Genomic DNA, 4,549 nt, shown 5'->3' on the forward strand with positions numbered 1-4,549 from the left:
CAGTACGAACAGCACACGCGCCAGCGCAAAGCCCAAACACCCAGATCAATTGCCGAGTTGGAGCCAATCGCCACACGGAAACTAAGCAGAGACAACGTGGCGCAAGAGGTGGGGAAACAGCACCGGCACCGGACCCGACAGATGCTCCAGCGAGGCGGACTTCAAGGCCCGGCGGAACGTGTCCGCGACCATCGCCGGCGCGATCGGCAAGTTCAGCGACGCGAGTGCGCCGGGGAGCCGCTCAGACGGAAACAGCGGAGCCAGGGGGCTACTCGCATCGTCCCGGAACTCTCCACGAATCTCTTCGACGTACCACCACAACAGGGCCCTTCCCTCGGCGAACATGAACGCCTCACGTTGCCGCGGACCCGAGCCTCGAGCCCCCTTGCCCTGCACCAGGAACCGACCCCACTGCCCGTTCTCCCAGTGCACGTCTCCCAACCTGACCGCACACAACTCAGCTGCCCGCACCCCCGAGAGGTAGGCGAGCTTGGCCATGACATAGTTCCGCGCCGCCACCGGGTACTTCCTCGACCCTGGCAACGCCTCGCGCCAGGAGGCGAAGAAGTCCTTCATCGCCCGAGCGGACGGCGGGATCCGAAGCCCGAAGTCACCACGGTGTCGCGGCCGGTTGAACGCGTCCACCGGAGACTCGACCACAGCTCCGAACCGTCGCAAGATCTCGCCCGCGTACCGCTGTTCCAGGAACGCGAAGTATCCGTCGATCTTCGTCATCTTCGCCCTGATCGTGGAGTGCCCGCGCTTCCCGACTCCGGCGAAATACTGATCGACTTCCCGAGGCCCCAACCGCCACGGCACGACACCGTAGAACGCACAGATCTCCATGACCGGCTGGACCAGCGCGTGCAGCGTCGTCGGAGCGAGCCCCGCGACGTCACGAGCCCAGCAGTACTCCGCCAGGGTGTCCTGGTACAGGGCGCGCTCGTCCTCCGGCGACGACGTCTCCGCAGCTCGCCGTTGCAAGGTAGCTACATCCGCCAGGCCGGGCTCGCCCCGCCCAGCCTGACCTTCCTGACCGGTACCGCTGGTAATCAGCGAGAACCGGCGACTCCCGGAATCCACCACAAGCATGCAAGTTACGGCTGTTTCTCCAGGAATCTGCGAGCAAGTGCCGAAACCTCACACGAACGAGTGGACCCAGTCCACAAGCCACTGACCAGGCCAGAAGCCGTGCAACGCTCAAACACCCTCGCCCCGGAACCCGTCGGAACTCCAGTTGCCTGATCTGCGGGCACTCGGCGCCGTACTGGGCACCCTGGCCGAGCTTCGGTACGACGCGAAGTGGCTCGTGCTTCGCGCCTCCGCCGTCGGAGCGCCCCATCACCGCTCCAGGGCTTTCCTCACCGCCTGGCCCGCCGGCCACGGCCCTGCTCAAGACCCCGACGAGCAACCTCGCGTGTAAGTTCTCACTTTCGGTGTCATGTGCCGACGCTGTGACCTGGATGTCCCTCTTCAGTCTCACGCAGTGTCGGCCGACGGCTGTCTCAGATCGGTGTCACTTTCCTCAGGCTGTCCAGCACGCTGCACCGCCTGTCCGACTACCCGGTCCGGGTGCGCCACTACGTACGGAGATGCGTGCACCAGCGACTCATGTCATCGCGCGGGCATGGTCGTGGCAGGGCGCCGGACCTCCAAGATGACTGCGGAGCCGGCCACGGCTCTGTTCTGGTGCATGGTGATCTGCTGGCCGGGCTGGACGTGCGTCCAGTGGGAGGGAATGAGTGACACAAGACGAACCATGGCTCGTCCTCCGGGCTCCAGCACAGGCCTGTTCTCAACCCAGAGCCCAGCGATGCTCACCGCGCGTCCGCCGGTGGGTGAGAAGTGTCCGATGTCCCACATGGGCCGCAGAACACCGGCGCTGGGGATCGGCGCCGTGCGTCGCGCCTCGGGGGCGGGGCGGAGCGTCAGATCCGCCCTGATCGCGCCGTTGCGGAGTTCAGAGCATCGCCAATGGCACCACCTCGCGCTCCCCTCCAGCCGAAGCTGCTCAGCCGCTTCGGCGAGTTGTTCCCAGAAGGCCAGAGGAAGCGAGCAGGCGTCCCCGAGCTCCTCCAGTAGGTCCAGGGCGATCTCCCACTCGTCGTGGACGAGGTAGTCCCAGATGTCTCGCACCGTGATGTCGTTCTCGGTGGCGGTCTCTTCCGGAACCAGCAGAGAAGCTGCTTCGAGCAACTCAAGAACGTCCATGGGCTCATTGTCGACCACACGAACGTGCTGCCCGGTTCGAATGTCAGACCCTGCGCCTAGAGTTCGGCGAGACGGGGCCGGCCCCGAGACCGCCAGCACCGGAAAACGGCGGTTTCCCTGGTCTGCTCGGGGGTGGTTTCGGCCCAACCGGCGTCCAGGCATCGTTAAGAGCATCGGAGAGCATCGTGAAGAACAGCGCGTTGTGGCGAGTGGTTGACAACCAGAGTGGTACCCAGTCCATCGTCAGCACGCCCTCCGAAGCGGTCGCGTTCGTCAACAGCCGGTTCGACACCGATGACGACGACGAGCCGTTCAGCATCACCAAGGTCGGCCCTCTCCTTCCGAAGCCGCTCGGGGTCATCACCGCATGGGCCGCCAAGAAGGACGGCGAGCGAACCGACGGGCGTACTGCGCCGATCACCATCAGGCCGGTTGTGAAGGATAACGCCATCGAGTGCGACGACGTCGTGCTCTGGGACGACGTGTATGTGTCATGGGACCACGACATGTACACCGTCGAGGGGCCGGAAGGCTCCGAGTACAGCGAGGCTTACAGCGCAGCCGAGTTGAGCGAGATCCTCGACGAGTACGCCGGCGACTACGAGTACGCGCCTGAAGGGCCTGGCAGCCATAAGTGGCCGAAACCGGGAGAGTTGATCCCCTACGGGGCCCAGGAGTGTGCCAAGCGGTTCGGGCACCTTGACGACGACGCCCTGCTGTGGCTGGCTGCCACCCGCATCACGCTCGCCGTGTGGCGCAACACACCCGTCGAGAACTGGCATGCCGGTATGAGTCCGCTCCACGACGGCACGATGATGCGGATCAACGTGGCAACCAGCCGACTCGTGCGCTCGATGCTGTCGTTCGACCATGTCGACTGGATCGCTGTCGGTCTCGCGATCGTCAACCCGTCTCGGGTTCTACCGACAGGGCAGTCCGTGCTCGAGCTCGGGCTGGCCTGCCACAACCCTGACGACCCGGCACATGAGGTTGATCCGCGAGAAGAGCTCGCGGAGATGGCACAGGTCGCGATCTCATGGGGGCGAAGGTACCGCCTTCACGAGAAGGAGTTCGGCCTGCGAACCCTGATCGAGTCCCTCTGCGCGTTCGACAACGGCTGGTTCGGAGCACCGAGTTGGGGGCGCATCGTCGATCGGTTCCTTACGGCCGTCGACGACCGGGAGAATGCGCACTGGCGCACGCACCGGGACGAGCCTTGGTTCGACGAGTGGTTCACCAACCGCCCGACCGACATTGCGGACACCACGGAATTTCGTCGGCTACTCCTTGCCGGGCCCGACCTGCTGTCCGAGGAGGCCGCCGAATGGTGCGTGGATGGTGCCATCGGCTACGTCTGCCAGGACGACCACGCGAACGGCTGCCCACGATGCGGTATCCCGCTGGCAACGGAGTGAGCTGCCCCGAGTTCATCGTGGACTGCTCGAAGGTCAGCAATGAGGCGAGGTGGGACGTCAAGTCGCTGCAGCAGCTCAGCGCCCCTCATCGGCAGCGGCCGAACCGAAGCGATGGCCGTTGAGTGTCGCCTACTGCAATCGACAACACGTTTGTGGTTACCACCGCGTCAGGGTAACCAGCGCGCCCAGGCGTCAGCTGGAATCAGAGGATGGGCCAGTGCGCCTCTGGTTCAGATCTGCTGAGGCCTGATCTCGATCCGTCGGCCCTCCTTTATGTACTCGGCGTACTGAGTTAGCTCCGGGTCCGGCAGGTTGCCGCCGAGCCTCTGCCAGCCTGCTTGGAGAGCGGCCTTGACCTCAGCCAGCGGCTTGCCCGCATGCGATGAAACGAGGCCGTCCAGCAGCCCCTGGTAGTCCGCGGCAAGTTTGCGGATGCCGTCGTTGGCCGCTTGCTTCACAGCGCGTTCAAGTGCACCGGCATCGAAATTGAACTTGAAGTCTGACACTGTGGACTCCGTTCACTGGAATGGTGATGTGCCGCTCCGAGTAACGGTAACCCCAGGGGCTGACATTCACGGCCGATGCGTCGGCGGCAGGGAGCACGGGCCGGACTTTCCCGGTCGGTTTCCTCCGCGTGAGCGGAGCGGAATGTCGAGGACCTTGGCCCAGCATCGCAGGTTCGCGGGGCTCATCCCTTTCTCCTGCGCGAGGTCGGCGAGGGTGCGGTGGTGGTGGACGTACTGGTCGTAGAACCAGTCAGTGCGGGCTGTCCGGTATCGGCGAAGAGGGATCGCATACTCGTTCGCGAGCCGGGTCAAAGTGATGCGGTTACTGACTTCGGCTTGTCAGGGTGACGTTGGGGTGTCGAGGGTCAGGCCGGTGCCGGCTATGAAGCCGTCGAGGGTTTCGGGGCGGTACTGCAG

At 64.7% G+C, this 4,549-nt stretch carries 5 protein-coding genes; 2 read left to right on the forward strand and 3 right to left on the reverse strand.

The window, feature by feature from the left end; genetic code table 11:
* Positions 1–81: 81 nt before the first annotated feature.
* A complete protein-coding gene (locus AB0D10_RS45735) occupies positions 82–1,092 on the reverse strand; it encodes a tyrosine-type recombinase/integrase (protein WP_360268877.1) in 1,011 nt (336 codons plus the stop codon).
* A gap of 145 nt (positions 1,093–1,237) precedes the next feature.
* Between AB0D10_RS45735 and AB0D10_RS45740 the strand changes: the two genes are divergently transcribed.
* The gene (locus AB0D10_RS45740; protein ID WP_360268880.1) at positions 1,238–1,423 is read left to right on the forward strand and encodes a DNA cytosine methyltransferase; all 186 of its coding nucleotides are present in this window, start codon (positions 1,238–1,240) and stop codon (positions 1,421–1,423) included.
* A 191-nt stretch (positions 1,424–1,614) separates the two neighbouring features.
* Here AB0D10_RS45740 and AB0D10_RS45745 read toward each other — a convergent pair whose 3' ends face one another.
* Positions 1,615–2,211, reverse strand: coding sequence for a hypothetical protein (locus tag AB0D10_RS45745; RefSeq protein WP_360268883.1), 597 nt, complete (start codon positions 2,209–2,211; stop codon positions 1,615–1,617).
* A 185-nt stretch (positions 2,212–2,396) separates the two neighbouring features.
* Between AB0D10_RS45745 and AB0D10_RS45750 the strand changes: the two genes are divergently transcribed.
* Positions 2,397–3,626: a hypothetical protein gene (locus tag AB0D10_RS45750; RefSeq protein WP_360268886.1), complete on the forward strand. Its 1,230-nt coding sequence runs from the start codon at positions 2,397–2,399 to the stop codon at positions 3,624–3,626.
* 230 nt (positions 3,627–3,856) lie between these two features.
* Here the strand turns inward: AB0D10_RS45750 and AB0D10_RS45755 are convergent, their stop codons facing one another.
* On the reverse strand, positions 3,857–4,132 hold the full coding sequence (locus tag AB0D10_RS45755; RefSeq protein ID WP_360268889.1) for a hypothetical protein: 276 nt from the start codon (positions 4,130–4,132) through the stop codon (positions 3,857–3,859).
* Positions 4,133–4,549 lie beyond the last annotated feature (417 nt).

Source organism: Kitasatospora sp. NPDC048545, assembly GCF_040651155.1.
Taxonomy (GTDB): domain Bacteria; phylum Actinomycetota; class Actinomycetes; order Streptomycetales; family Streptomycetaceae; genus Kitasatospora.

Coding starts and splice junctions, on each gene's coding strand:
- AB0D10_RS45735 (WP_360268877.1), bottom strand. CDS start 1,092: ATGCTTGTGGTGGATTCCGGGAGTCGCCGGTTCTCGCTGATTACCAGC.
- AB0D10_RS45745 (WP_360268883.1), bottom strand. CDS start 2,211: ATGGACGTTCTTGAGTTGCTCGAAGCAGCTTCTCTGCTGGTTCCGGAA.